The 26,277-nt window shown below is 63.4% G+C and carries 19 protein-coding genes and 6 pseudogenes; 9 read left to right on the forward strand and 16 right to left on the reverse strand.

Translation table 11 applies throughout. From position 1 onward, the window contains the following. Positions 1 to 496 precede the first annotated feature (496 nt). Positions 497 to 1,933 (forward strand): NAD(P)H-dependent oxidoreductase, encoded by a 1,437-nt coding sequence (locus LRP66_RS10130; protein WP_230482396.1) that lies wholly within the window; start codon positions 497 to 499, stop codon positions 1,931 to 1,933. A gap of 57 nt (positions 1,934 to 1,990) precedes the next feature. Here the strand turns inward: LRP66_RS10130 and LRP66_RS10135 are convergent. After that, a pseudogene (locus LRP66_RS10135) lies at positions 1,991 to 2,603 on the reverse strand (alpha/beta hydrolase-fold protein); the annotation flags it as partial. A 250-nt stretch (positions 2,604 to 2,853) separates the two neighbouring features. On the opposite strand from LRP66_RS10135, the pseudogene LRP66_RS10140 reads away from it, so the two are divergent. Then, positions 2,854 to 3,097: pseudogene (locus tag LRP66_RS10140) on the forward strand (transposase); the annotation flags it as partial. Between the two features lie 636 nt (positions 3,098 to 3,733). On the opposite strand, the gene LRP66_RS10145 reads toward LRP66_RS10140, so the two are convergent. From LRP66_RS10145 to LRP66_RS10170, 7 genes and pseudogenes are all read right to left on the reverse strand, one after another. Next, a complete protein-coding gene (locus tag LRP66_RS10145; protein WP_230482398.1) occupies positions 3,734 to 4,753 on the reverse strand; it encodes a response regulator in 1,020 nt (339 codons plus the stop codon). After that, positions 4,743 to 5,168 (reverse strand): response regulator, encoded by a 426-nt coding sequence (locus tag LRP66_RS10150; protein WP_230482400.1) that lies wholly within the window; start codon positions 5,166 to 5,168, stop codon positions 4,743 to 4,745. The genes LRP66_RS10145 and LRP66_RS10150 overlap by 11 nt, the downstream gene beginning before the upstream one ends. Then, entirely contained in the window at positions 5,165 to 6,682 is a 1,518-nt protein-coding gene (locus LRP66_RS10155) for a sensor histidine kinase (RefSeq protein ID WP_230482402.1), read from the reverse strand. Before LRP66_RS10155 ends, LRP66_RS10150 begins: the two co-directional genes overlap by 4 nt. Before the next feature lie 153 nt (positions 6,683 to 6,835). Further along, positions 6,836 to 7,006: pseudogene (locus LRP66_RS10160) on the reverse strand (Tn3 family transposase); the annotation flags it as partial. 262 nt (positions 7,007 to 7,268) lie between these two features. Continuing rightward, positions 7,269 to 7,627, reverse strand: a pseudogene (locus LRP66_RS18345) (transposase); the annotation flags it as partial. 108 nt (positions 7,628 to 7,735) lie between these two features. Next, positions 7,736 to 8,341, reverse strand: a pseudogene (locus LRP66_RS18350) (acid phosphatase); the annotation flags it as partial. Continuing rightward, on the reverse strand, positions 8,341 to 11,067 hold the full coding sequence (locus LRP66_RS10170; protein ID WP_230482404.1) for a TonB-dependent receptor: 2,727 nt from the start codon (positions 11,065 to 11,067) through the stop codon (positions 8,341 to 8,343). The pseudogene LRP66_RS18350 and the gene LRP66_RS10170, both read right to left, overlap by 1 nt. A 164-nt stretch (positions 11,068 to 11,231) precedes the next feature. On the opposite strand from LRP66_RS10170, the gene LRP66_RS10175 reads away from it, so the two are divergent. The 4 genes from LRP66_RS10175 to LRP66_RS10190 all read left to right on the forward strand — a co-directional run bounded on the left by LRP66_RS10175 (position 11,232) and on the right by LRP66_RS10190 (position 14,796). Next, positions 11,232 to 11,987 (forward strand): DUF6528 family protein, encoded by a 756-nt coding sequence (locus tag LRP66_RS10175; RefSeq protein WP_230482406.1) that lies wholly within the window; start codon positions 11,232 to 11,234, stop codon positions 11,985 to 11,987. Positions 11,988 to 12,106: 119 nt separating this feature from the next. Beyond that, positions 12,107 to 13,267, forward strand: a complete 1,161-nt coding sequence (locus LRP66_RS10180) for a hypothetical protein (protein WP_230482409.1) — start codon at positions 12,107 to 12,109, stop codon at positions 13,265 to 13,267. Further along, positions 13,264 to 14,478, forward strand: a complete 1,215-nt coding sequence (locus LRP66_RS10185; RefSeq protein WP_230482410.1) for an ROK family transcriptional regulator — start codon at positions 13,264 to 13,266, stop codon at positions 14,476 to 14,478. Before LRP66_RS10180 ends, LRP66_RS10185 begins: the two co-directional genes overlap by 4 nt. Before the next feature lie 93 nt (positions 14,479 to 14,571). Next, positions 14,572 to 14,796 carry a hypothetical protein gene (locus LRP66_RS10190; RefSeq protein ID WP_230482412.1) on the forward strand — a complete coding sequence of 75 codons (225 nt, stop codon included), beginning with the start codon at positions 14,572 to 14,574 and terminating at the stop codon, positions 14,794 to 14,796. A 741-nt stretch (positions 14,797 to 15,537) separates the two neighbouring features. On the opposite strand, the gene LRP66_RS18355 is transcribed toward LRP66_RS10190, so the two are convergent. The 5 genes from LRP66_RS18355 to hutI are packed head-to-tail and all read right to left on the reverse strand — an operon-like array spanning position 15,538 to position 20,942. Beyond that, positions 15,538 to 15,813 carry a HutD family protein gene (locus LRP66_RS18355; protein ID WP_443026680.1) on the reverse strand — a complete coding sequence of 92 codons (276 nt, stop codon included), beginning with the start codon at positions 15,811 to 15,813 and terminating at the stop codon, positions 15,538 to 15,540. Beyond that, entirely contained in the window at positions 15,771 to 17,426 is a 1,656-nt protein-coding gene (gene hutU / locus LRP66_RS10195) for a urocanate hydratase (protein WP_230482413.1), read from the reverse strand. Before hutU ends, LRP66_RS18355 begins: the two co-directional genes overlap by 43 nt. Further along, positions 17,423 to 18,232, reverse strand: coding sequence for an N-formylglutamate deformylase (gene hutG, locus LRP66_RS10200; protein WP_230482415.1), 810 nt, complete (start codon positions 18,230 to 18,232; stop codon positions 17,423 to 17,425). Before hutG ends, hutU begins: the two co-directional genes overlap by 4 nt. Further along, the gene (hutH, locus tag LRP66_RS10205) at positions 18,229 to 19,749 is read right to left on the reverse strand and encodes a histidine ammonia-lyase (RefSeq protein WP_230482416.1); all 1,521 of its coding nucleotides are present in this window, start codon (positions 19,747 to 19,749) and stop codon (positions 18,229 to 18,231) included. The genes hutG and hutH overlap by 4 nt, the downstream gene beginning before the upstream one ends. Continuing rightward, the gene (gene hutI / locus LRP66_RS10210) at positions 19,746 to 20,942 is read right to left on the reverse strand and encodes an imidazolonepropionase (protein ID WP_230482418.1); all 1,197 of its coding nucleotides are present in this window, start codon (positions 20,940 to 20,942) and stop codon (positions 19,746 to 19,748) included. Before hutI ends, hutH begins: the two co-directional genes overlap by 4 nt. A 75-nt stretch (positions 20,943 to 21,017) precedes the next feature. Between hutI and LRP66_RS10215 the strand changes: the two genes are divergently transcribed. Further along, positions 21,018 to 22,355, forward strand: a complete 1,338-nt coding sequence (locus tag LRP66_RS10215) for a formimidoylglutamate deiminase (protein ID WP_230482420.1) — start codon at positions 21,018 to 21,020, stop codon at positions 22,353 to 22,355. An 11-nt stretch (positions 22,356 to 22,366) separates the two neighbouring features. Here the strand turns inward: LRP66_RS10215 and LRP66_RS10220 are convergent, their stop codons facing one another. Then, positions 22,367 to 22,870: an Lrp/AsnC family transcriptional regulator gene (locus tag LRP66_RS10220; RefSeq protein ID WP_443026681.1), complete on the reverse strand. Its 504-nt coding sequence runs from the start codon at positions 22,868 to 22,870 to the stop codon at positions 22,367 to 22,369. Positions 22,871 to 22,953: 83 nt separating this feature from the next. Between LRP66_RS10220 and LRP66_RS10225 the strand changes: the two genes are divergently transcribed. Both LRP66_RS10225 and LRP66_RS10230 read left to right on the forward strand, forming a co-directional pair. Further along, positions 22,954 to 23,214 (forward strand): DUF6356 family protein, encoded by a 261-nt coding sequence (locus LRP66_RS10225; protein ID WP_230482421.1) that lies wholly within the window; start codon positions 22,954 to 22,956, stop codon positions 23,212 to 23,214. Beyond that, positions 23,211 to 24,239 carry a YeiH family protein gene (locus LRP66_RS10230; protein WP_230482423.1) on the forward strand — a complete coding sequence of 343 codons (1,029 nt, stop codon included), beginning with the start codon at positions 23,211 to 23,213 and terminating at the stop codon, positions 24,237 to 24,239. The genes LRP66_RS10225 and LRP66_RS10230 overlap by 4 nt, the downstream gene beginning before the upstream one ends. Here LRP66_RS10230 and LRP66_RS10235 read toward each other — a convergent pair whose 3' ends face one another. Together LRP66_RS10235 and LRP66_RS10240 are read right to left on the reverse strand one after the other, a co-directional pair. Continuing rightward, entirely contained in the window at positions 24,240 to 25,019 is a 780-nt protein-coding gene (locus LRP66_RS10235; RefSeq protein WP_230482425.1) for a UTRA domain-containing protein, read from the reverse strand. A 153-nt stretch (positions 25,020 to 25,172) separates the two neighbouring features. After that, positions 25,173 to 26,241: pseudogene (locus tag LRP66_RS10240) on the reverse strand (IS3 family transposase). Positions 26,242 to 26,277: the final 36 nt, after the last annotated feature.

A 26,277-nucleotide genomic window follows, 5' to 3' on the forward strand; every position in this document is an offset into this window, starting at 1 on the left:
GGAACATATCGCGCGCCGAACAGCTTGGCGGCGTAACAATTTAGCGGCTCAATACCGACCGGCTTCAGGAGGTTGTGAGCTCGAAGAGAAGTGATGGCGTACCTGTCAGACCGGGAGTTGGACACCCCGTGGCCAATCCAAGGCGTTACAGCTTGCAAAGCAGAGTGAGACCCAGCTTGCGGATACCATCAGGGCCAGCAGTCAGGAAACGGCTGCATCAACATGCTGGACACGAGACTGCACCCGACCATACCGCCAGATCATCAAATCGCCACTTGCAACGCGGGAGCCATCGAGACAGGACGAGCCGGTCAAACAGGAAACGACCCTGCTTATATAAGTCAATCAGGACCGGAATGAATGTCTTGGCGACGATATCGCTTTGAACGCTGCCCATGGTCCGTTTCCCCGCGATTATGACGTCGTTGACGTTAGAGGCCACTTCGGTTCCCTGTTTGGTCGCCCCTACGACGCCGCAGATGCCCAAGGCGCGATCATGACGCTTACGATGGCGGCGCAGGGGTTTCACGCGGGACGCGCCATCGCGAGCGCAGGCCGCTGGCCGCGCCCGTCGTTCCAGCCGCCCTGCCCTGCATCACCGCTCGTCATCGCCGAAACCGTGGATCGGGTGATGCCTGAGGAATTCTCGCAGGACGCTGCCAAACGGCTTCGCGCGGCAGGCCCGCGCCTAGAAGGACTGGTCCGCGTCACGACCGTCGATGCGCTTGCGACACACATCCGCACCGCCGGTCTCAAGCCGCTCCAAGACGCGCATTTATGTATCGTGATTGAGCTGATCATCGACAATCGCTCGCTAAGCCTTGCCCGCCGCGAAGCCGACATCGCCGTCCGCCTCGGTCGGTTTGATGCCCATGGAATGGTGGGGCGAAAGTTCGGTGAGATGGCGTTCGCCGTCTATACCTCGCCCGTCTATCTCGAAGCGCATGGATGGCCCGATTCGGGAAGCGGCGCTCCGGGCCAAACAACCGTGCGCGTCCAGGACGATCTACTCGACACGCCAGACGGACGCTGGTTCGCAGACTGTACGACGCAAGCCGAACCCGCTCTCCTCGCCTCCAGCCGCGAAAATCAACTCCAAGGCATGATGGCAGGCCACGGGTTCGGCCAACTGCCTTGTTACCTTCCCGCGCGTCCGTCAAACCTGCTCCGCCTCGACACCGGCAAAGCCTCCACGCGCGAGATCTGGATGGGCGTCCACCCCCACACCCGCCATGTGCCCCGGATCACGGCGGTTCAAGATGTCCTCGTTGCCGCGATCGCCCTGAACAAGGCGGTGCTATTGCCGGAATTCGACACGGTCGCTCCCTCACCCTCCCCTGTTTCTCAACCTCAAAAGGAATGCATCATGACCGCCAAGCCGACAATCGGTATCCTTATCGGCAGCCTGCAGGCAAATGGCCTGTCCCGCAAACTTGCGGCCGCGATCCAGACGCTCGGCGCCGACCAGTTCCATGTCTCCGTGATCGAGATCGGGGCCCTCCCGCTCTACAATCCCGAGCGTGAAGGTCAGGGCGTGGCCGAATGGAATGACTTCCGTGCGGCGGTCGCGCCGATGGACGGCATCCTGTTTGTCACCCCGGAATATAACCGGTCCGTCCCCGGCGCGCTCAAGAACGCGATCGACGTTGGCTCTCGTCCCTATGGGGCGAGCGTCTGGGCAGGCAAGCCAGCCGGGGTCGTCTCACAGTCACCCGGCGCGATCGGCGGGTTCGGCGCCAACCATCACCTGCGGCAGAGCCTCGTCTTCCTCGACATGCCGGCGATGCAGCAGCCGGAGGCCTATCTGGGGCACGCCGCTAGCCTGTTCGACGATGCCGGCACACTTGTCGAAGGGAGCGGCAAGACGTTCCTCGAAGGCTTCGTCACGACATTCACCGCTTGGGTGGCACTGCACCCAGCCAAGACCGTTTGATCGACCGACGGGACCCGGCTGGCTTGAATTCGGGCCGGGGGGTCCACCGGGATACGCCAGACTCTGCGGGTGTTGCTGTAGATGGTCGGCCATGAAGGTCGAGGTGAAGTAATAGCTGTGGTCGTGGCCAGGCTGCATCCGCAACGTCAGGTCGATCCCGGCCGCATCCCATGCCGCCTTCAGCAGTTCGGGGCGGAGCTGTTCGACTAGGAACTGGTTGGCATCGCCTTGATCGGCGAGTCGCGCCGGTGTGCGCGGACCGTCCTTGATCAGCGCGACCGCGTCATGCGAACGCTCTGTCGCGCGATCGTCGCCCAGGTTGGCTGTGAGCGCCTTGACGCCCACGGAACCTTGATCAGCGCGACGATCGGCGGGAGGGCCAGACCGCCTTGAACCATCCGGGATGGCGCAGGCAGATGGTCAGTGCGACGTGCCCGCCCATCCAATGGCCCATGATCGACTGGCGCGCCATGTCGACCGGGAAATTCGCCGGGATGTTGGCGTGCGTGTACGACAGCCCCGACAGGAACCACACGACCGGTAGCGTCGCTGCCTCGTCATGCAGCGGAACATAGACCGAGAACATCATCTCGGTACCCGTGGCGGCAGAGGCGTGTTTGTACAGTCTGCATCTGCCCTTGCTGGGTTCGGTCGCCAAGCTTCTTACCACAGCGGCAAGGACATGCCGGATCGTCGTAGTGTTCCACAGGACCCAACTTGTCACAAGCTTGGCGCCTGACTTCGACACCAGAACTTATCGGCTGGAAAAGGACTGCGGCGATACATTCCTGGATAGCGTTGACGATCATTACTGTCGCTCGGCGTGGCCCTTACGCTGATCCGGGCCCTGTCGCTCCCTGCGTTCTTGGCTGGCGTACGTGAAACATACCTTCGTGTCGTCAAACCAAGTGGCGATGTAGCAGCAGCGCCCGCTCGGTCCGGTCTATCCGCTCGTTTTCTTCGACGCACTGCGGGTAAAGATCCGCAATGGCGGCATGGTCCGTAACAAGGCCATCCATATCGCCCTAGGCACTCGCGCGGACAGCACCAAGGAGGTGCTGGGTTTGTGGATCGAACAGAACGAGGGGCAAATCTTGGCTCGGGGTCGTGAGCAAGCTCAGGAACCGCGGCACCGAGGACGCCCTGCTCGCCGTCATGTTCGGCGAGCGGTTCATCAGGGCCAAGGCGGCGTGCTATTCAACTGCCCGCCCGCACACGAAAAAATCCTGACAGTGCCCGGCCGCCACCTCGGTCTGCATCCGATCGCTCGACGCACAGCGCTACCGCGTCGCGCTTGGACTCGTCCGTGAACCTACGCTTCGTCGTACTCGCCATCATCGACGTCCCGGTTCGGCAGAGCCAATCATCGGTGTCCGTCAATCTGAGGGATGATCAGTTCAACGGCAGCCTGCGGAACGAGTGCCTGAACACACAATGGTTCGTCACCAGAGGATGCCAAGGCCAAGATCGAGGCATAGCGGCGCGACAACAACGAAAGTCGTTCTCACGCATCGCTTGGCGGAGCCGCTCAAGGTTCCAACGATGCCCAGCATCGTTGGAAAGGTGCTGGAGGTTGGATGAAGCCGGTCGGATATGCTGTTGCACGGCCGTTCGAGGGGTCGATTGACCGCCGGAAATTCACCTTTAGGTTGGACGCGAAACCGGGGACCCTCAGACGCTGACCATCGCTAGTGAGCCGACGAGGAAAGCGCGGTCATGCGCATCGTCGATTTCCTCCAGGCCGGCACCGCGCTGGCATAATATCCCATGGACCTTCCGCCCCATCGCCTGCCGGAATGGCTAGTCCGGCCGGAACGTCAGCAATGCCGTGACCCCCCGTTCGCGTGACGGATAGGTGAGCGTGCCGCGCAGCGACCGGGTCATGGCCGTGATGATCCCTGATCCGAGCCCGGTGCCACGCGGTTTAGCGTCCGCCTGCATCCCGCAGCCATCGTCGGCTACCGACAGTCGCGCCGATCCGTCCGGCGCGATCGTCAGCGTCACCGCCACGGGCCCGGCGTGGTCGGCCGGATAGGCATATTTGCAGGCGTTAGTTATCAGTTCGAGAACGATCATGCCGACCGCGACCGCCTTGTCCGCTTTCAGCAGCAGCGGCGCGGATTCGAACGCGATCGGACAGGGGGCGTTGTCGCAGGCCAGCATCCAGCGCAGCCGCTCGACCAGGCTGTCCAGATATACTGCCATGTCGACGTGCATCACGTCCTCGCCGGTATAAAGGCAGTGATGGATCTGGCCGATCGCGTGGATGCGGGTCTGCGTCAACGCCAACGCCTTGCGCGCAACCGGATCGGTCATCTGCTGCTCCTGCATCCCGACCAGCGCGCAGGCGAGCTGGAGCGAGTTGCTGACACGATGGTTTACCTCCGTCAGCATCGTTTCCAACCGCTGATTGGCAAGGCGCAGATCGGCATCGACCTCCGCATGGACCAGCACTTGGTCGAGCGTGGCGAGCAGCAGATCGAGGAAATCGGGGTCGACGGTCTTCGTAACGTAATCCGCCGCTCCCGCTTTCAGCGCGGTGACCGCTAGTCGCACGTCGTCGACCCCGGTGACGTAGACCACGGCGGGCGGATCTTCGCCGTCGCGCAGGCGTCGCAGCACTTCCAGCCCATCCATGTCGGGCATGTCGTGGTCGACAGTGACCAGATCGAACCGGCAGGCGGCGGCCTGCGCGATCGCTTCTGCGCCGCTCGCCGCCTCGACGACGCGGTATTTCTGTCCACGCATCCGACGCGCCATCAGGCGGCGCAAGGCGGGGTCGTCGTCGATCACTAGGATCGCATGGTTGCTATGCGGCATCGGGAACCTGGATCACCGTCAGGAACAGCCCGAGTTCGCGGATCGCGCGGCTGAAGCTGCCATAATCGAGTGGCTTGGTGACGTAGACGTTGCAGCCGAGATCATAGCAGCGCCTGATCTCCTCGGTATCGTCCGTGGTGGTCAAGACGATGACGGGCGCGCGGCGCAGGGGACTGTCGGGGGCCTTGACGCGGGTGAGGATCTCGATTCCGCTCATATCGGGCAGGTTGAGATCGAGGAGCATCAGCCTCGGCCCAGTCGACCCGTCGAACAGCCTCGCCAGTCCGCTCTCGCCGTCGGCGAAGCGCTCCAGCGGATTAAGGATGCCAGCGCGACGAATGTTCTTCTCGATCAGCAGCGCATGGCCATCGTCGTCCTCGATCATGACTATATGGACGGCATTGGACGCGATCATCGTACGGGTGACTCTTGCGGGGCGGGGGGAAGGGTGAGGGTGAAGACGGCGCCGTCGCCGAGACGCGAATCGACCGCGATGCGGGCACCGAGCCGCTGAACCAGCGTGCGGACATAGGCAAGGCCGATGCCCTCGCCGGGCTGGTCCTGCCGGCCGGCGCGGCGGAACAGTTCGAAGATCCGGTCGTGGTCGCGCGGATCGATGCCGCGGCCGTTGTCGCGGACCGACAGCGTCGTCCAGCCTGCGGCGTCGACCGCGCCTGCCACCTCGATCCGCGGTGGGCGGTCGGGATGGCGGTACTTGCCGGCATTCTCGATCAGGTTGGACAGGATCTGTTCGAGCGCGAGCCAGTCTGTGATGACGACCGGCATCGCGTCCGCGACATGTAGGTCGACGCCCCAGTCGTCGAGACCGTACTTCGTCGCCGCGGCGACCTCTCGCACCATCGCGCCGGTATCCACCGGCTCCGGCACCAGCAGCCGCTTCCCCTCCCGCGCGAGCCGCAGGATCGCCAGGATCAGCCGGTCCATTTTCTGCGTCGACGAGCGGATGAAGCCGATCGCTTCGGGCAGGTCGTCGATCGCCGCGCGGGCGGCGGGGGTGACCGCGAAGGTTCCCCCGGCGGCCGCGGCATCCATCATTGCACGCAACTCGCCGGCGGCCCGGTCCATCTCGGCGGTGAAGCCGACGACGTTGACGAGCGGCGCGCGCAGATCGTGGCTGACGACATAGGCGAAGCGTTGGATTTCCTGGTTGGCCTCGTGCAGGTCGGCGGTGCGGATGGCGACGCGCTCCTCCAGCGTATCGGTCATGTCGCGCAGCGACCGGTTCGCCCCGTCGAGCGCGGTAGCGATATCGGAGAGCGCGCGGAACTGTCGGCGTACCAGCAGCGCCGCGATTAGCGCAATCACCATGACCAGCAGTCCCATTCCGAAGAACAGGTGAAAGAAATCACGACGTACAGCGCGTTGGCGGCGGTCGTGCACGTCGAGTTGCCGCGCCGTTACCATCGATAGCGAGCGCAGGTCATCGCGCGCCTGCATCAGCGACCGCGCTCCGTTATCGCGCCGGAACATCGCCAGTGCCCGCTCGCGCTCGCCGCTCCGCGCAAGGCGGATGGCCATCCGCTGGTCGCGGGCGATTACCTCGACGAGCCGGGCGATCCGCATGACGCTGTCACGCGAACCCTCGGGCATTGCCGCGGCGAGCGACGGGAGGATCGACCCGAGTTGTACGAGCGCACGGTCGTGTCGGGTCAGAAACGACGGGTCGCCGGTCAGTAGAAAGCCGCGACGGGTCGCCTCGGTTTGCTCCAGCAGCCATCGAACCTCACCAATCAGAACCTCGGTACGATAGCTGCTCACTACGATGTCGGCCTGCTGGTCGCTGCGGCCAGCCATATACATTGCTGCGGTGCCGACGATCCCCAGCACCGCGAAGCAAACGACCAACGCGCCAAGCAGGATTTGCCCGGCGCGCTGTTGAATGGTCCGTTCTATCTGTCCCAGGATCATGGTCAGATCCGTATACTTATACGATCCGTTTCGCTATTGTTATGATACAACGTGCTAAGAAAAATTTTCTGCCGGACCCTCTGTGCATTACTCGGACACAGATTCACGGTAGCGGTTTGACGTTCAGCTGGCGTCGAAATCGAGGCTATCGGATCAGACGTAATCGCCGGTGAGATTGATGCGGTCCCAGCCGAGTGGCGAGAGCAGGGACAGGATTGCCGGATCGATCGGCGTCCCTCGACGGCGTATTTCATCAACCTCGCTGCCGAGATATCGGCAGTTGAACAGGATGATCGCAGCGGCGACAAGATTGAGCGCGGCTGCGCGGCTGCGCGGCTGCGCGGGTTTGCTGGTTCAGCAGTAGGATGCGCTGGCGATCGGTCAAGGGAATGCATGCGGGCATTTTTCATCCTCCAAAAACCTCTTGGCTTTTGCTTGCTTTGTGAAAGGCGGGACGCGGCGGAAACCCGTCACTCCTATTTCTGCCTCCAGATACGGCCGAGACTTTCGAAACACGGCTGATTATGAGCCGCGTAATAGATGGCAGGTGTTGTCGGCAATCGGGAAGAAGGGAGCGTATCATGCCTGGCGAGGCCTTCCGGGCGAGCAACTCGAGGTTGTGGGCCACGGTGGCCATGGTAACTCTTCGGCGGCTCCAGCGAGACCTCCCAGCTTGAGCGTTCGGAGACCCAGGTTGGGTTATAGGTGGCCGAACACGCGCTCGATCCGCTGTTTTCGACGCCGCACTTTCACGTAGGCGTCAGTGCCGGCGAGGGCGGGGACGGCATCGCCGGCATCCTCGCTCACTAGGCGGGTGACACCGCGCTTCTTTCCGATGGCGCATTGGGGTTTCAGTTCGCAGTCGGTGCAATCGGTGGGACGGCTTCGATAGACGCGAACTTGGCTGGCGCGGTTATTGCCGCAATTGCCGAGCAACGGTGCGGCGCGTGGAGCCGCGATGCGCGGCATCACGGCCAAGGCCGGGTCCAACTCACGGCGGGCGGCGTCAAGATCGGTGCGAAAGCCGCTGTCGCCATGCAGCCGCGCGACCATCGCCGCACCCGCCTGTCGTCCTGCCGCGACCGCGCTGGCATTGTGCGCGCCGCAGATCACGCGGCTGTCACCATAGTCCCGCCCCCGTGCGAGTAACTCCGTCGCGCGGGCCGGAACGAGTTCGGCAAGCACGATCGCGACCGCCGTTCCCCAGCTGGTATGGCCGGACGGATAGTCGAAGCTGTTCGCCAGCATCGCGCGTCGCTGGCAGACCGGCCCCGCATCGACCAGGAACGGCCGGCGTCGCGCATATACCGGCTTCACAGCGTTTACTCCGGCGGACACGTCGCTACGCATCCGCGTCAGCAGATGGGCCAGCGCCGGTGTCGCGGTCGGCGAGAGAGGGCGACCGGCTGCAGCCGTGAAGTCGGCGAGCATCGCGGGAATCGCTTCGTCCGCATCGCCTATCGCCTGTAGCCAGCGTGCGGATCCTTCCAGCGCGCGTGTCGCGCGGAAAGAGGCCCGGTCTGCCTCATCCTCGACGGACCCGATTTTCGGGGCGGGCGGCAGTACCCGCTCCAGCGCCACACCCGGTCCCGAAAGATAGCGTTGCGCCGGTGCGGGCGTCGCCAGCATCATCAACGGCAGGAGGATCACGCCACGCATCAGAACCGGACCAGCCCGCCGATGTAGAAAGCCCGCCCGTTGTCGATCTCCTCGCGCAGCAGCCCGTATCCCGGTCCGAACAGGCGCTGCGGCCGGAAGTCGGTCAGGTTCTTGCCCTGCGCCACGATGGTCAGGTGGCGGTTCACCCTCAACCGGACCTGCGCGTCGAACAGGTCGCTCGCGGCGTAGACGCGGTCCTGCAACGGGTCCGTGGTCGATACCGAGAAGAGGATCGGAGACAGGTGGTTCCACGCGCCCTGAAGCTGGAGCGGGCCGGTGGTGTAGAACAGCTTGACGTTGGCTACCGTGTTCGCGCTTTCGAACAGGTTGGTCAGGCGGCGCGTCGTCACCCGATCCGCCAGCGTGATGGTCGGCGGGGTCGGGTCGAGCAGCGTGACGTTGGCGGACAGGCCAAACCCATCGAGCGGCCTCGGCAGGAAGCGCATCCGCGACACGACCGCGTTCAGCTCGATGCCCTTCACCCGGCTGCTGGACGCGTTGACCGGCTGGATCCGGGTGACGAGCGTCGGCAGACCATCGACGGTTTCGGTCGCCTGGTTGCGGACCGTCAATATTTCGTTGCGGATGTCCTTCAGGAACATCCCCGCCGAGAACAGGATGTCACGATTGGCGTAGAATTCGACGCTGACGTCGTAATTGTCGGCGATACGTGGCTTCAGGCCGGGATTGCCGCTGGTGATCGTACGTCCGCCGCCATCGGTCTGGCCGGCGATCGATACGACTTCGCGTGCGGCGAGGTCGTCGTAATTGGGACGGCCAAGCGTCCGGCTTGCCGCCGCGCGCACCTTCAACTGATCGGTCACGTTCCAGTTGGCCTGCGCCGAGGGCAGCCAATAGCCGTAACGCTGGCCCTGCTGCGCATAGGTATAAGTGGTGACGGCGTTCCTCGTGGCGCCCGATACCGAACCGGTCCGCAGATCGGTATGTTCGTACCGCACGCCAGCCGTCAGTTCGACGGCGTCGGTCGCGAACCGTCCCATCGCATAGGCGGCGACGATATCCTCGCCCAAGTTGTAATCGGGGGTCAGGCTACCTGCTGAATTGGCGCTGTTGGGCGTGAAGCCCGCCGCGTTCGCGGCATAGAAGGTGGCTGCGGCTTTGGGATCGACGAACAGCATCGGTTGTCCGCCGCTGTTGTACGGCGAATAGCGGGCATCGGCATCATCGACCGACGACAGCAGGTAATTGCTCGCGCCGAGCGGGCGATAATTAAGGACGGTATAGTCGTACCGACGCTTGAGGAACCGGCCATAGGCACCCGTCTGGATGCCGAACCCGCGATCCTCCGCCTGATTGTTGACGCCCAGATTGCCCTGCGCGGTCAGCGCGCGTTCGCGGTTGTCGTCGGTCGCCGTGCCATATTCGAACTGGCGATAGTTGGCGGGGTCGAAGGCGTAGCCGGCATTGACTGGCGTGAACCGCGTGAAGTCGCCCGGCTTGATCGTATAGGCATAGGCCAGGCTGTTGGTGTTCGCGATCCGGTAAGTCGCGAAGGTCGCATTCTGCCGATAGGTGGAGATGGCGTAGTTGACGCCGAGATCGGCGTGGATGCCGCTGCCCGGCGATAGTTCGGCATGGAAATCGCCGTAGCGGACGCGGCGTTGCTGGGCATATCCAGCAAGATCGACCTGCGCATTGGCGTTCGACACCAATCCACCGGCCGCAGTGACATTGCTGAAATTGGTGTAGCGGTTGGTCGCGATGGTCACACCCGTATTGGCGATAATCGCGTTGGACTGGCGCTCCTCATCGTTCTTGTGCCGAAAATCGGCCAGCGTGAACGCTGCCCTGAACATTCGGTGGTCGTCGAATTCCAGCTTGCCGAACACGCCGTAACGCTGGCGAAGATTGTCATAATGAAGCCAGCGCCGACGATCCGGCGCGACCAGCGCGTTCGACACGTCGCTGGTCGGCGATACGAGGCGGCTGCCGGTCGTTGGATCGATGTAGAGATAATTGTCCGTCGCCGAGTTGAGTGAGGCGGAATCGCGACGGAAATAGCTGCCCGATACCACGGCGCCGAATTTCCCCTCCGGCCCGAAGGTGGTGGATGCGACGATCTCGGCCTGGCCGGACGGCGTTTCCTTGCCCCGCGTCCGTCCGAAATCATATTTGCCGATATCGAATCGCCCGCCCACGAACGGCTTGCCGCCCTTGTCGAACGCGCTACGCGTCCGCAGATTGGCTATACCGCCGATCGCGTTGCCGTTCATCGATGCGTTGACCGACTTGTAGACCTCGACCCGGTTGGCGAGCGACGAGGGGATCACGTCGAGCGAGACGTTGCGCCGCCCCACTTCGTTTGCGGGCAGCGGCACGCCGTCGATCTGGACGAGGTTGTAATCGGCATTGAGGCCACGGATCGACAGGAACTGCGCCTCGCCACGCGCATTGTTCTGGACCGTTGAGACGCCGGGTACGCGGGCCAGCGCCTCGCCCAGACCGAAGTCGGGAAGCGTGCCGATCTCGTCGGCGCTAATGCTGTCCGAAATGACCGAAATGGTCCGCTTCGCCTCGATCTCACGCGCTGCCTGCAGGCGGGCGCCGGTGACGACGATGTCCTCGGCCTCGGCAACCGACGGTTGGGCTACGGTATCCGCCACTCGCTCGGGTGGCGTCTGCTGCGCCCGCGCCGCGCCGGCAAGCGGGATGCAGGACAGCGCGCTGGAAACGAGCAACAGGCTACGCAAGGCAATCGGCGTCATGGTGGTATCCCCCCTAATCGAACAGCATCGAACGTGCTGGTACATTTAATCACTATAGGTGACATACTTATGACGGTAGATTAATCGTCTGGCAACGACCAGCAGACAGGATATGGATTCCTATGTTTATCAAGATGATGACAGCTTTGTTATCCGTTGGACCTTTGCCGACTCCGAGAATCGAAGCGCAGCGGCTTTATGCTTGCGGCGACGACCAGGTCCGCGAATACCGGATCGAGAATGGCCGACCGGTCGAAATATGGCGGTGGAGCGCGGCCCAAGCGGCGGACCTGCCGGCGCGCTATCGCACGACGCTCCTTGCGCATATTGATGACTGCAAGCCGGTCGACGACACGCGCGGCATTCTGGTCACGGCGTCTACGGGGGGCGTGGTGCTGATCGACCGCGCAACCGGTCGGGTGACGTTCCGTGCAACCGCGCCGATGGCGCATTCCGCGGATCTGCTACCCGGTGGCCTGATCGCGGTGGCCCTCTCGATCAACCCCGAAGGCGACCGGCTGGAGGTCTATGACCGGACCCGCAGCGAGACGCCGCTGGTGCGGTTGCCCCTGCCATCGGGTCATGGCGCTGTGTGGGACGCGACCCGTGCGCGTCTCTTCGTCCTGTCGCATGACCTGATCCAGGCCTTCGGCATTGCAGGCACGCGGTCCGAACCCGTCCTCGCCGAATCCGCACGCTGGACCTTGCCGGGACGCCGCGACGGCCACGACCTGTCACGCCGCCCCGATGGCCGCTATCTGGTGACCACCGACGACGGTGTCTGGACATTCGATCCGGAAGCGGGCGAACCGGCTACCGGCACCTATACCCCGTTGCCGGCGCTCAACCCGAAGTTGCGTGTCAAGGCGGTGGGAATGATGGGCGATCGACTGGCCTGGGTACAGGCGGAGGAGAGCTGATGGGCGAAGGGCTTCACGATCGCGCGGGTCAATGGCAGCGACCCGGTACGGATGCCGGTGGAGGGGCTGCACCTCTACAAGGTCCGCTGGATCCGATGAGCTGGCGCCGGACATGGGCGATGTACGGCATCGCCCATGTCGGGAAGAGCCTGTTGTGGACGGCGAGCGACCTGCTGACGCTGTATCTGCTGGTGTCGGTCTACAGGGTCAATCCGATTGTCGCCGGGGCGCTGTTTCTTGCCGGGCTGGCCGCCAATGCACTCGCCGATCTCGGCGTCGGCATCTGGCTGGAGCGCCATCCGCACCATGCCGCAAGGGTGGCCGGCGTCGCGCTGGTGCTCGCCGCGGCAAGCTTTCCGGCGACGGTGCTGCTCGCGCCATACGGCCTGGCCGTACTTCTCGGCGCAACGGTCGTGTTCCGTGTCACCTACGCCGGCTGCGACGTGCCGCACAACGCATTGATGACCCAGCTCGGGGACACCCCGGCGCGTGCCGCTTGGCTATCCCGGGTACGGACGGTCGGCACTGCGCTCGCTTCGATATCTGCGGCTTCGGGCGTGAGTGGATCGGGTCGGGTCGCGACCGCGCATCTGCTGTGGGGCATTGCCGGTGCCGCGCTGCTGATCGGATCGACGATGCTGCCGCTGCTGAGCGCTTTTCCGTCCGCGTCGAAAAATCGACAGCGTGGCGCGGTGCGGTGGATCGGCCTGCCGCTGCGGTTCCTGGCCGCCAACGTGATCGGCATCGTCGCGCTGGGCGCACTCGCCAAGGCACTGCTTCACATGCCCGCCGGTCTGCCGTATGGCATGGCCCTAACGGCCGGTAAGGACACGACGATCCTCGTGCTGCTGATCGTCGGGCGGAGCGCTGCGGCGCTGATCCCGATACGTCTAGGATCATCACCACGCCACGGCCTGGCACTTCTGGCTGCTGCCTATCTCGCCGCCGGGATCGTCGCGGCCGGGTTCGCGTGGAGCGCGGCGCCGGCGATGCTGGTGCTGCTCGGCCTGGCAATGGGGACGACCAACCTGATCGGCTGGGCGCTCTTGCCAGCGCTGGCGCAGGGACCGCGCGGCTTTGGCGTCTACACCATGGCCTCCAAGCTCGCGCTGGGCGCGGCCGGCCTCGCGCTCGCCGGCGGGCTGGGACGTGTGCCGACCTTTACGCCCGATGCATTTGCGGGTTTTGCCGTCCTTGCCGGGCTCGCCTGCGCAGCCGCGGCACTGTTGGCGGTACAGCGCTTGACTTCGCTCCGGCGCGACGGCTTTGCAGTGCCATGACCGGCATCACCGCGGGCGATTACCCGACACGTTTCCTGCGCGCCGATGGATGGCGTACCGCGACCGAAAACGAAGGCGTCGTCATGGACCTACTGTCGCGGAGAGGTGGCGCAAGCCGGGCCGATCTGGCGCGGCTGACGGGACTCGCACCACATTCGATCACCCGCCTTGTCGAACCGCTCCTGGTCCGCGGCCTGCTTAACGAAGCCGCACCGATCATCGCCGGTCGAGGAAAGCCGAGCGCCAAGCTAACGCTGAACGGAGCCGCGGCATTTTCGGCTGGCGTATCGGTAATGACCGACGCGGTGTCGCTGGTGCTCCTGGATCTTGCCGGCACCATCGCCGCCAGCTGTAGCGCACGGCTCGCCGACACCGCGATCGCTCCTGCCTGCGCGCAGATCCGGCAGATGCTCGATGCCGCCATCGCCGATACAGGCTGGGACCAGGCTGCGCTGGTCGGGATTGGATTCGGCGTCACCGGCTATTTCATCGGCGATGGCGCCCGGCTCAATCCGCCACGACTGCTCGATCCCTGGGCGCTGATCCCGCTCGACACGGTGTTGGCCGACGCGTTCGATAATAAGGTCTGGGTCGACAATGACGGGAACGTCGCGGCGCTGGGAGAAACCTCGCTTGGCCATGGCCGAACCACGGCAGACTTCGCCTATCTCTATTTCTCGGCGGGGTTCGGCGGGGGAGTCGTGGCTTCAGGCCGACCGCTCAGGGGGCGGAACGGCAATGCCGGCGAATTCGCGTCGATTCTGCCGACCGGCTGGCCGCAGCCCAATCTGGAAACCTTGCGTGAGACCTTCGGGGCGGCAGGCGTGACTTATCACGATATTCATTCAATGCTCGACCGATTCGATCCCGGTCATCCCGCGGTGGACGCATGGCTGGATACCGTAATGCCCTCGATAGACCTGATCGCATCTGCCATTTCCGCCACGCTCGATCCCGACATGATCGTCTTGGGCGGGCGCCTGCCCGCGGTTCTGGCATCCCGCATGATCGAGCGCATCGCCCTTATCAACCCGGAACGCCGCGGCTTCCACCGGCCATCGCCACGGGTCGTGGCATCGGCGATCGACGGCGATGCCGCAGCCATTGGCGCTGCAACCCTTCCACTACGTGCAGCCTTTTTTGATCCGGTGAACAACGCTCGTTCTGAGGAAAAACATCAGCCTTCCTACCGTAAGTCTGTGTCAGACTAATGTACAGCGGCCAGATTAAGTGAGACGCGCACTTTGTTAATCGCTGATGCAGGGGGTAGAGATTGGAGGCTCAAGGTCGGGGAGAATACTTTGATGCACATGGTCGCTATCGGCGAAGGGATCACCCTCACGGCCGCCGCGGCCACGCACGTGCCGTTTCCCGGCGTCGTCTTCCGGACGCAAGCCGGCGAGTCTGACGCGGCCGGATTCCGCGCGGTGTGGTCGCCGCGCAACCCTAGTCCTGCCCTCAAGAATTTGCTGGACCTCGCCGACGCGATGATCCGATCGGTGCATCCGCCGGAAAGCCGCAAATCCTGACTGCCGTATGGTCGGGCATCTTCGTCTCAATGCGCTTTGGTCTGCGAGGTCTATTGCAGCCAAGCCAGCTCAATCAGCAGATTTACCGCCCGCGAGCGGTTCCGTACCGGTGAGCCCATCAAACCGAACCGACGGTAGAGCGGTGCATCGAGTTGTACCGTTCGCAGGCCCTTCCGTGGTTCAGGCAGTGTCGATTCCCACACGAGGCTGACACCCACATCTTCCCTGACCATCGCAATTGCGCTGGTCCGATCGATAGGCCAAGAGGACCGGAACGATCCACGCAGCGACGGTGTCGACCGAGTGTTGCGACAAGCGCTTTGCCAAAGCGGCGATAATGAGCGCTGTTCTCCATATAAGCATGATTGGACCGATGTTTATGATGCTGAAGCGACCACGAAGCGCCATTTCGGTGAGCTCTCTCAGTTGCTCCGTCGCATCCGATTTCAATCTGCCCTGATCGGCCATACCTGTCTCGTTACCCTGTTATCCAAAACTCATGCCACACGAAATGCCTTCATGACGATGACCAAGCATCCATCGGATCAATCCCAGCTTCATTCGCGGCTGCCTTCCACCACCGAGCTAGGAACGGATCTACTTCCGTACGCGAACGGATCAGCAATGTGCGTCCGTCGCACCGAGTGTGGCTTCTTCCTCACAGAGCGTGCGTTTCCCGCATCGATCTGTCTCGCGCAATGCGAGCAGGAAACTGCACTGTATTGGAGTGCAGGCCGATTATCAGTGCGAGCCACTACACATAGCGTCCCCGCCAGGATTACGAGGTGCCGTTCCACCATCGGAAAGACCAAAAAACGGGCCGTCCGCGTCGATATCTGCGATGTTGATCCGCCACCCGAAGTCATTAAGCCTGGCCCCAATCGGCAAGCTGACGACCTCGCTAGTGCGCCCGCCACCGTTCTTCCAAGGCCGTAGCTCCCGCATCGCGGCCGTTAGCATGGCCGGCGCGCTCATCAGAGGATCGCCGGCAGGTCGAGCCCCTTCTCGCGAGCGCATTCTACCGCGATCGGATAACCGGCGTCCGCGTGCCGCAAAACCCCCGTGGCTGGATCGTTCCACAATACCCGGCCGAGCCGTACTGCCGCTTCGGTGGTACCATCGGCCACGATCACCATGCCGGAATGTTGAGAGTACCCCATGCCAACGCCCCCGCCGTGATGCAGAGAGACCCAGGTTGCGCCAGACGCAGTGTTCAGCAACGCGTTCAGCAACGGCCAGTCGGCTACCGCGTCTGAGCCGTCCCGCATCGCCTCGGTTTCACGATTGGGGCTTGCCACGGAGCCGGAATCGAGGTGATCTCGTCCGATCACTACCGGCGCCGATAGTTCGCCGTTCGCCACCATCTCGTTGAAGGCTAGGCCGAGCCGGTGGCGATCACCCAGACCCACCCAGCAGATGCGTGCCGGCAGTCCTTGGAACTGTATTCGCTCGCGCGCCATATCGAGCCAACGATGCAGATGCGCGTTGTTGGGCAGCAACTCCTTCACCTTGGCGTCGGTCTTGTAGATGTCCTCGGGATTACCCGAAAGCGCGACCCAGCGGAACGGTCCGACCCCTCGACAGAAGAGCGGCCGGATATAAGCCGGCACGAAACCCGGAAAGTTGAAGGCATTTTCTACGCCTTCATCCTTGGCGACTTGGCGGATGTTGTTGCCGTAATCGACCGTAGGTATGCCCAGTTCCTGGAACGCGAGCATGGCTTCGACATGGCGCGCCATTGAGGCTTTCGCCGCTTCGGCCACCGCAGCCGGGTTCTGCTCGCGCGTCGCCTGCCAGCGCTCTACGCTCCATCCCTCGGGTAAATATCCGTTTACCGGGTCGTGAGCGCTTGTCTGATCGGTAAGGAGATCTGGGCGCACCCCGCGCCTGAGCATTTCAGGCAGAAGTTCAGCGGCATTGCCGAGCAGCCCAACGGAGATCGGCGACGTCGCGTCGGTGACGAGAGCCAATGCCTCGTCGAGGCTGTCGGTGGCGCGGTCAAGATAGCCGGTGCGCAGCCGCATATCGATACGGTTCTGCTGGCACTCGATCGCGAGGCAGGATGCACCGGCCATTACGGCGGCAAGCGGCTGCGCACCGCCCATCCCGCCCAGACCGGCGGTGAGCAACCATTTGCCGGACAGATCGCCGTCATAATGCTGGCGCCCCATCTCGACGAAGGTCTCGTAAGTGCCCTGCACGATGCCCTGTGTGCCGATGTAGATCCAAGAACCGGCCGTCATCTGGCCGTACATCGCCAGCCCCTTGCGATCGAGCACATCGAAATGCTCCCAGGTCGCCCATTTCGGCACCAAGTTCGAATTGGCGATCAGCACGCGTGGTGCATCGCGGTGGGTGCGAAATACCCCGACAGGCTTGCCCGACTGCACCAGCAGGGTTTCATCGTCGCCCAGTTTTAACAGGGTCTCGACGATCTTGTCGTAGCTTGCCCAGTCGCGCGCCGCCCGACCGATGCCTCCGTACACCACGAGCTCGTGCGGGTTCTCGGCAACGTCGGGATGAAGGTTGTTCATCAGCATCCGCATCGCGGCTTCGGTCTGCCAGCTTTTCGCAGTGATCGACGTGCTGGTCGCTGGGCGAATGGTGCGGGTGGCATCAAGGCGGTTCATCGGGCGAACTCCAGGCAAGCGGTCAATATATTGGAAAGGGTCGCTCGCATCGGCGTGGCGAACGCGGGATCGAAAGGCGGAGGCCAGTTTTCCGGCGACGGCGATGGCGGCTCTGCCAGGTAACCGCGGATCGCCAGCTCCATCTGGATCGCATGGACGCCGCTATCTGGCCGGCCGTAGTGACGGGTGGTCCAGCCGCCCCGAAAACGGCCATCGACGACGTACCATTCCTCCGAGGCTGCGCAGGTCTGAACAACCATATCCCGAAGCTCGGGATCGCAGGTCGTGCCACCATTGGTCCCGATGTTGAACACCGGCAGTTCGCCGTCGAACAACCTCGGGATATGACCGCGGATGGAATGGCAATCGTAGACGACGACGCGGGAATGCAGCGCGCGAAGGCGCGCGATCTCACCGGCCAGCGCGGCGTGGTATGGATCGAACCAAATCGCACGCCGGTGAGCGATGGCGGCTTCGTCCGGCGCTACAGTCGGGCTCAGGTAAAGGGGCTCGCCGTCGAAGGTCGTTGTCGGGCAGAGTTCCGTCGTCGCCTGACCGGGATAGAGCGATGCCCCCGAGGGGTCACGGTTGACGTCGATAATGCTGCGCGAAACGTCGGTGCCGACGATCGTCGCATCGACCAGCCCGCTGTACAGCGCCTTGATATGCCAATCCGCATCGCGCCGCGCGAGCCATGGCGAGCGAAACGCCTCTTCAAGACTGTCCGGAAGTTCAGTCCCGCCGTGTGGCATCGCGAGGATCAACGGCGTGTCGGACCGATGCACATGGAGCCAGGGGGGCGTCATGCGATGATGCCCGGCAACCCGGCCACGAGTTCGGCAAGAACGTTGTCCGTCACCAGCAGCGTAGCGGCCGCCATGTCGGGTGCCATGTAGCGGTCGTCGGCAAGAGTTGGGACATCACGACGCAGGCGCAGACGAACCGCCTCGACCGCGTCGCTCGAGCTTAGCGGCGCGTGGAAATCACACCCCTGGCAGGCCGCCAGAAGTTCGATGCCGATGATGGCATCGACGTTCCCCGCCATCGCCAGGAGGCGGCGTGCGCCGTGCGCCGCCATGGAAACATGATCTTCCTGGTTGGCCGACGTCGGAATGGAGTCGACCGACGCGGGATAGGCGCGTTGCTTGTTCTCGCTCACGAGCGCCGCAGCCGTAACCTGCGGGATCATGAACCCCGAATTGAGACCGGGCTTCGGCGTCAGGAATGCGGGGAGTCCGGAGAGCGCTGGATCCACCAGCATGGCGATGCGGCGTTCGGTGATGCTGCCGATCTCGCACAACGCTATGGCGATCATGTCTGCCGCGAAGGCGACGGGCTCGGCGTGAAAATTCCCCCCGGATACCGCCTCGTCCGTCTCGGGAAATATCAACGGATTGTCGCTGACGCCATTTGCCTCGACGATCAGTGTGGCGCCGGCTTGCCGGAGTAGGTCAAGGACGGCGCCCATCACCTGCGGCTGGCACCGCAGGCAATAGGGATCCTGGACGCGGACATCGTTCTCACGGTGGCTTGCCCGGATCGCCGAGCCTTCCATCATCGAGCGAAGTGCTTCTGCCGTATCGATCTGACCCCGATGGCCACGCAACGCATGGATGCGCGGATCGAAAGGCGCATCGGACCCTCTTGCCGCTTCGGTCGAAAGGATGCCGGTGACGAGTGCGGCCTGAAAAATGCGCTCCGCCTCGAAAAGGGCCGCCAAGGCATAGGCTGTGCTGAATTGCGTACCATTGAGAAGCGCCAGTCCTTCCTTGGCACCAAGTTCGATGGGTGCAAGGCCAGCCTCTTCCAGTGCTGCTGCGGCGGGCTTGAACAGCCCGTCCACGATGATCTCACCGACGCCGATCATCGCGGATGTCATATGCGCTAGCGGCGCCAGATCGCCGCTAGCGCCGACCGAGCCCTGCGCCGGCACAACAGGGACGAGCCCCTTGGCCAACATCTGTTCAAGCAGGGTGACCGTCGCAGGCCGGACGCCCGAGGCGCCTTGGGCGAGGCTGGCGAGCTTGAGCGCCATCATCAACCGCACCACAGCGACAGGCATTGGGTCGCCTACCCCGGCCGCGTGGCTCAGCACGATATTGCGCTGGAGCGTGACTAAGTCCGCGGTGTCGATCCGGACGCTGGCGAGTTTTCCAAAGCCGGTGTTGATGCCGTAGACCGGCTCGCCCTGCGCCACGATCCGCTCCACCGCAGCGGCACTTTCTGCGATCAACCCACGACAATCCTCGTCGAGCATGAGTACGGCGCCGTGGTAGATGGCACGCCAGTCGGCATAGGGCACGTTGCCCGGGCGAAGGATCATCGGCCGTTCCTGATACGAGTGTGGAGGGGATTGAAACCGATCCGGTAGACCAGTTCGGCGGGGTCCTGGATCGACCAGATCGCGAGATCGCACGACTTGCCGACTTCCAGAGAGCCGATTGCGTCCCCGAGACCGAGCGCCTTTGCCGCATTGACGGTCACCCCCCGCAACGCCTCGACGACGGTCAATCGAAACAGCGTGGCCGCCATGTTGAGTACAAGGAGTGGTGAGGTGAGCGGTGACGTCCCCGGATTACAATCAGTCGCAAGCGCGATCGGCACGCCCGCCGCCCGCAGTGCGGCGATTGGCGGCAGCTTTGTTTCTCGCATGAAATAGTAGGCGCCTGGTAACAACACCGCGACGGTTCCTGCGGCCCGCATGGCAGCGACGTCTTCATCGGTAGCATGCTCGAGATGGTCAGCCGAGAGCGCACCGAAGCGTGCGGCGAGACTGGCACCACCGAGCGGTGACAGCTGCTCGGCGTGGAGCTTCACCGGCAATCCGTGTGCCGCGGCCGCGACGAACACACGCTCCGTTTGCGCTGTCGTAAAACCGATGCCCTCGCAAAAGGCGTCGACCGCATCGGCAAGGTCGCTTTCTACGACCGCAGGCAGCATGCGATCGACAACGGCATTGACATAGCCTTCCACGTCATCGGCGAATTCGGGTGGAACGGCGTGCGCGCCAAGGAATGTGGTAACCACACGCACGTCGCGCTCACGGCCCAGCGCACGCGCCGCCCGGAGCATCTTCAGTTCGTCATCAAGCGAGAGGCCGTAACCCGACTTTACTTCGACCGTCGTCACGCCCTCGGCCAACAGCGCGTCGAGGCGTGGCAGCGTCTGGGCGATCAACTCGGCTTCGCTGGCCGCGCGGGTCGCCCGCATCGTCGAGACGATCCCCCCACCCGCGTGGGCAATCTCTTCGTACGTCACCCCCTCCAAGCGTGCCGCGAACTCACCGGCACGATCGCCACCGAAGACCAGGTGGGTGTGACAATCGATCAATCCTGGCGTGATCCAGCGCCCCTCGCAATCGATCACCTCGGCATTGGCAAAGGCGGGCGCGGACGCAGCCGGCCCGACATAGACGATCTTGCCGTCTGCGGCAGCGACGAGGCCGTCGGCAACGATGCCGATTCCGTCATCTGCCATTGTTGCCAACTGCGCATTGCGCCAAACTCGGTTCGCCATCGCTCCCCTTCCAATTGTCTATACAAAACCACGAATGACGATTACTGTCCAGCCCCAACACGAGCGGAGGCGCAGATGAGGACATTGTGGTTCGAGCAGGCACTCCTCCCTTCGGGATGGTGCTCGTCGGTTCGCTTTCAGATCGAGGCCGGCCGCTTTGCCGGTATCGAAACGGATGTGGACCCGGCACCCCGCGAGGTCAGGCATCGTACCGCGGTGCCCGGCACGCCCAACCTTCACAGTCATGCGTTCCAGCGGCTCATGGCGGGCTTTGCCGAGGTGCGCTCGGGACCTGCGGGCGACGACTTCTGGAGCTGGCGCGATCTCATGTACCGGCTCGTCTCAGCGATCTCCCCGGAAGACCTGGCGGCTATCGCAGCGATGGCGTTCATGGAGATGCTGGAAAGCGGATTCACACGGACCGGCGAATTTCAATATCTCCATCACCAGCCCGACGGCCGGGCTTATGATGACATCGGCGAGATGGCGGGGGCGCTGGCTGCCGCCGCAGAGCAGACCGGCATCGGCCTGACGCTTCTGCCGGTTTTCTACGCTCATGCCGGGTTTGGCGGTTCGCCCCCCAACGTCGGGCAGCGACGGTTCGTGACCGACATCGATGCGTTCTCTCGCCTATGCGATGCCAGCGCGCGCGCGGTGTCCTCGCTGCCCGATGCGGTACTCGGTATTGCGCCACATTCGTTACGGGCCGTGACAGCCGACGAACTTTCAGCGCTCGTCTGCATGTTCCCTGATCGACCCATCCATCTTCACATCGCCGAACAAACCAAGGAGGTGAGCGATTGCCTCGCTTGGAGTGGTCAACGTCCGGTCGAGTGGTTGCTCGACCGGTATCCGATCGACCCGCACTGGTGCCTGATCCATGCGACCCACGTCACCGAGGCCGAATGCCAGGCTGTGGCGAACAGCGGGGCAGTGGTAGGCCTCTGCCCGATCACCGAGGCAAATCTGGGCGACGGCGCCTTTCCCGCGGCAGCCTTTCTGACGTCAGGGGGCGCCTTCGGAATCGGAACCGATTCCAATGTACGCATCGACCTTGGCGAGGAACTGCGACTGCTGGAGTACGGCCAGCGACTGACGCGACGCCAGCGCACGGTTCTGGCCACTCCCGATCAGTCGAATGGCCGCGTCCTGTTCGACAATGTCGTATCCGGTGGACGCACGGCACTCGCCGGTGGTGCGATGCTGCGCGTTGGGGAGCAGGCCGATCTTGTCGAACTCGCACCCGCGGTGATCGACACCGGAGACCGGGCGCTCGATCACTGGATTTTTGGAACCGGCCGCGTCGACCGGGTATGGCGCGCCGGCCAGGAGGTCGTTGCCGGCGGACGGCACCGACATCGCGGCGCAATCAGCGAACGGTTCGAGGCCGTCGCACGGCGCCTCCTGTCCTAGTCGAACAAGGATTAATCGAACAACGGCAGCGCGGTGGTCGATTTTATTTCCTGCATCGCAAACGACGAGCTCACGTCGTGCAATGGCGCGACCTTGGTCAGCTTGCGATAGATGCGATCGTAATCGGCAATGTCCCGTGCCACGATCTTTAGCAAATAATCGATCTCGCCGCTCATTCGATAGAACTCGACCACCTCCGGAATTCGGGCGACGCCTTCCGCGAACGTCTGCAACCAGTCGTCGGTATGCTGCGCCGTACGGATCGCGACGATGACAGTCACCCCGAGGCCGAGCCGGTCGCGATTGAGGACCGCCACGCGGCTCTCGATCACCCCTTCGTGTTCGAGCCGCTTGATCCGCTTCCAGCAGGGCGTCTGGGACAAACCGACCCGCTCCGCGATATCGGCGATCGGCACCGTCGCGTCTTCCTGCAGCACCGCCAGGATTCGACGATCGACCAAGTCGAGAATGATCTTCTCCATATATCCCCTTCCGCAGTAGCTGCCTTCTCCCATTAAGCACTTGTATATGCAAATTAGAAATCGCGTTTCGCCCTGGTCGATTAGGATGTCGCCATTGGAATCAGATGGAGGATGGCATGATCGATCGGCTGCTTTTCAAGCACCCCCGCTCCGTGGGCGAGAGCTACGGTGAGCATCTGCTGGTAGCCGGCAGCTTCGGCGTATCGATGGTCGGTGCCGGCCTCGCCTGCTTGGTGCACGCGGTCGTGCCGTGCCTGTTCGAGCGCACCGGCAGCAAGACCATCGAACATCTCCACGGTCGCATGATCCGCAATCGGCGACGCGTGGGCATTCCCGCTCAGCCGGGCGGCGCACCGGTAAGCAGCGAAGCTGCATGACGAGGGGTATGGCGGCCGACCTATATGGTGACGTGCCGCCACTGAAGCGTGACACATGGCGCGAATTCGTGCCGGGCCTTGTCGTCGTTACGCTCGGGACGCTCGCTGCCGGCTTCATCGCCGATCATTATGGCGCTCCCCTGACCCTGATGGCGCTGCTTCTGGGGCTTTCGCTGAATTTCCTCTCCAGCGACGGGCGACTGGCGTCAGGGCTCGCGCTTGCATCACGCTCGCTTCTACGGTGGGGAATCGTCCTGGTCGGGGCGAGAGTGACGGCGACGCAGATTATTGGGCTTGGCCCTGTCGCGCTTCTCTGCGTTGTGGCCATCGTGGCGGTGACGATCGGTGTTGGGGTCGTTGCCGCACGCAAGTTCGGCTTCGATACCGGTTTCGGGATCCTGGCGGGCGGATCGGTCGCGATCTGCGGCGCCTCGGCTGCCATGGCGCTTGCGACAACGCTCGGCAGTCGGCGGATCAACGAAGCACAGCTCACCCTGGTTCTGGTCGGCATATCGGCGATGAGTGCCGCGGCGATGGTGCTCTACCCTGTCGCTGCCCATGCGCTGTCGATGTCAAATCTCAGCGCAGGCTTCATGCTCGGCGCGTCCATCCACGACGTCGCGCAGGCGCTTGGTGCCGGGTACGCCTATTCGGATGCTGCAGGCCAGATTGCTGCGATCGTAAAGCTCACCCGCGTTGCCCTGCTTGCGCCGGTTCTCGCGATCGTCGCCTTCTTTCTGCCCGGCAATGGCAGCAAAGCAAAGGGAACCACCCTGCCCTGGTTCGTCGTCGGCTTCTTCGTTCTTGCAGGCATCAACTCGTTCGGATTGATCCCGCCCGTTGCCGCAGCAGGGTCCGCCAAGATCGCTACCGCGTTCCTTGCTGCGGCCGTCACGGCGACCGCGATCAAATCACCGTTACCAAAGTTGCTCGAGGCGGGGCCGCGCCCCCTGATGGTGATCGCCGCGTCCACACTTGCTGCGTTCGGATTGTCACTGCTCGCCGCGCTGTTCGCTGTGCACTAGTTACCAGGAGGGATGGAATTGTCCCTTCAGGCTGTGGTCGGCGCCGGGGTACCAGAAGCGACCCAGCGTAACCGGAACCACGCCATTCCATGTTCGCCGTTCGACCACCAGACAGGCATTGCCCTCGTCAAGCGCGAGGTGCTCCGCGACCATCGGTGTTGCCGCGCGCGCGGAGATCGCATGGCGTGCTTCCGTCCAGGGAACGTTGGCAAGCAGCCACTGGCCTGGACTAACGTCTTCAAGCGGCTGGCAGGTGATCTTGGGTGCGGCGTCGACATTGATGAGGCGCTCTTCAAGCTGGAACGGCCTGCCGTCAGACAGGTGCAGGCACAGCATACGGATCATCGGCGTGTCCGCATCCACAGCAAGCTCCGTCCGCAACGGAGATATGGCCGGGACCATGGCGCACCCGAGCAGACGATAGCTGTAATGTCCCCCGGTCTGGCGAACCGTGTCAGCCGCGTCCCAAATCTCGAAGACGGGGCGCTCGCGTGCCCGGGCGGTCACGACCGTGCCGATCTTCGGGCGGCGTTCAACGAGCCCTTCGCCAGCGAGACTTTGCACTGCCTTGTGCACTGTCATCCGCGACGTTGAATAATAGCTCGCCAGGAAAATCTCTGTCGGCACGCGTGTCCCGGCGGGCCATTCGCCAGTCAGGATTGCCATCGCCATGGAACGACGAATCTGGAGCCAAAGTGGACCCTCGCCGTCAAGCGAAGGGATCTGCGCGGCGGGCAGCACGTGATCGACCAGCTCTCGCTCTTGCGTGTCCGTAAGCATCCAGGCTCCTACTTTCATTCCATCCTGCGATGTGGACGTTGCCGTATGCTGCATCAATCCACGCCCTTCGGCAAACCCGCGCCCATTTATTTCATAAGGATCACGTGAGGGTCCCCCGGTTTCTCATCCAATCTGGAGGTGAGTTTCCGGCGTTCATTCGGCCGCTTTGATGGCCGCGGCAGCAGCATATTCGACCGGCGTCATCCAGCCAAGGGATGTGTGAGGGCGGCTCTCGTTATAGTCCCGTCGCCAGGCCTCGATCTTGGCGCGGGCGTCGGCGATGGACAGGAACCAGTGTGCGTTCAGGCACTCGTCGCGAAGGCGACCGTTGAACGATTCTACGAACGCATTGTCGGTTGGTTTGCCCGGTCGGCTGAAATCCAGCGTCACGCCGTTCTCGTACGCCCAGCGGTCGACTGCCTTCGAGATGAACTCCGGTCCATTGTCCACACGAATGGTCTTGGGCGCGCCGCGGATCGACGAGATCCGTGCCATCGCCTCGACTACCTGTTCGCCCTTGATGCCCTGGTCGACGTCAATTGCCAGCGCTTCGCGCGTGAAGGCGTCGACCACGGTCAGCGCTCGTAACCGCCGGCCGTCGAACAGAGAGTCCGAGACGAAATCCATCGACCACATCTCGTTCGCCGCCAACGCCGCAGGTTGCCGCTAGCGGTTGGCAGCGCTGGCTTTGCGCCGGGGCTTCTTGAGCCGAAGGCTCAGTCCATCATTTCGATATAGCCGATAGACGCGCTTGTGGTTCACAGCCCATCCTTCCCTGCGCAGCAGGATGTAGATCCGGAAATAGCCATAGCGCGTCCGCGTCGCCGCCAGATCACGGATGCGCATCACCAGCGGCGTCTGATCCGGCTTGTGCGAGATTTAGCGCACCGAAGACCGCTCGACGCCCAGCGCCGAGCAACTGCGCCGTTCGCTTACGGCGTGGGACGCCTGGACGTGTGCGACGAGCTCGCGTCGTCGTCCAGGCGTCAGAGCTTTTTTGAAAGGACGTCCTGCAGGATGTGCTTGTCTAGGCTCAGGTCGGCGACCAACTGTTTCAGCTGCCGGGTCTCATCCTCGAGCTGCTTCAGGCGCGTCAGCTCGCCGACGCCGAGACCGCCGTACACCTTCTTCCAGCGGTAGAACGTTTGCTCCGAGATCCCCATTCGCCGGATCACCTCGCCACCGGCGTACCGGTTTCCCCCTGCTTCAGCGCGAAGCCAATCTGCTCGTCCGTGTACCTACATTCTTCATTTCCACC

Source organism: Sphingomonas sp. Leaf21 (assembly GCF_916858675.1).
GTDB lineage: Bacteria > Pseudomonadota > Alphaproteobacteria > Sphingomonadales > Sphingomonadaceae > Sphingomonas.